General features: G+C 67.3%; 2 protein-coding genes. One reads left to right on the top strand and one right to left on the bottom strand.

The features are described from left to right. A partial coding sequence (locus G3O01_RS45015; protein WP_205814007.1) for a UbiA family prenyltransferase occupies nt 1–387 on the top strand: 387 nt, incomplete at its 5' end. Between the two features lie 155 nt (nt 388–542). Here G3O01_RS45015 and G3O01_RS45010 read toward each other — a convergent pair. After that, the coding region (locus G3O01_RS45010) for a pyrroline-5-carboxylate reductase dimerization domain-containing protein (RefSeq protein WP_277403091.1) at nt 543–722 on the bottom strand (180 nt) is incomplete at its 5' end.

The raw sequence follows: 722 nt of genomic DNA, 5'->3' as shown, positions 1-722 counted from the left end.
GTGCCGACGATCGCGTGGGTGATGCTGGTCGCGAACATCTTCTGGTCGGTCGCATACGACACCGAATATGCGATGGTCGATCGCGACGACGACATCAAGATCGGCATCCGCACGTCCGCGCTGACGTTCGGCCGCTTCGACGTCGCGGCCGTGATGCTGTGCTACGCGGTGACGCTCGGCATCTACGTGTGGATCGGCGTGACGCTCGGCTTCGGCCTCGCATACTGGGCCGGCTGGGCGGCGGCGGTCGGCTGCGCGTTGTATCACTACACGCTGATCAAGGACCGCGAGCGGATGCCGTGCTTCGCGGCGTTCCGGCACAACAACTGGCTCGGCGGCGTGCTGTTCGCCGGGATCGCCGTGCATTACCTGCTGGCGGGGAGCTGAATTTCGCGATCGCACCGCAGGCGGTATGCGATGCTAGACGCGGTACCCACAAAAAAGCGGCCTGGGCCGCTTTTTTGTTGTTCGTGCAAATCAGCATGACGGGGCGGGGCGCCCAACGCGTACAGCGAGCACCGGGCCGGCCACCGCAGGCGCGCTCACGCGCGGCCGAGCTCGTCGCCCATTTCCTTCGCACGCGCTTCGGCCGCGAGTGCACCGCGCACGATCGCATCCTTCACGCCTTGCGCGTCGAACGACGCGAGCGCGGCGGCCGTCGTGCCGACCTTCGACGTCACGCGCTCGCGCAGCACGCTCGCGGGCTCACAGGATTGCGCGGC

Source organism: Burkholderia sp. Ac-20365 (genome assembly GCF_017104715.1).
Classification (GTDB): Bacteria; Pseudomonadota; Gammaproteobacteria; order Burkholderiales; family Burkholderiaceae; genus Paraburkholderia.
Note: the sequence above shows the minus strand (reverse complement) of the source record. Positions and strands in the feature narration are given on the sequence as shown.